At 56.5% G+C, this 299-nt stretch carries 1 protein-coding gene; it reads left to right on the top strand.

Annotation, left to right across the window (positions count from 1 at the left end):
* Nucleotides 1-109 precede the first annotated feature (109 nt).
* Nucleotides 110-299, top strand: a 190-nt coding sequence (locus tag FHG10_RS18360; RefSeq protein ID WP_227488366.1) for a hypothetical protein, incomplete at its 3' end; no start/stop codon positions are given.

Genomic DNA, 299 nt, shown 5'->3' with positions numbered 1-299 from the left:
ATTGCAGCGCACGACGGCAAAGGAACAGCATCGCCGCCTGATTGCAGCGGCTTTGCCAGCTGACTTCATTGCGCAGCATGGCGCAGTGGTCGTCGAAAATCATCTCAACATGCTGAGGCCGTTGGATAGCGCACCGCGTGTCAGCCCCGAAGTCCTAGCCGCTTTCATCAACAGCCGGGCAGCTGACCAGGCATTCCGTTGTGTTAGTGGGAGTGTCGCAGTGTCGGCCTATGAGCTGGAAGCTCTACCCTTGCCATCGCCTGATGCGCTTGATCATTTGCAAGAGCTGATTTCTAAAC

The organism is Brachybacterium subflavum, from assembly GCF_009299795.1.
Classification (GTDB): domain Bacteria; phylum Actinomycetota; class Actinomycetes; order Actinomycetales; family Dermabacteraceae; genus Brachybacterium; species Brachybacterium subflavum.
The sequence above is the reverse complement of the archived record's forward strand: the minus strand, read 5'-3'. Positions and strand labels throughout refer to the sequence as shown.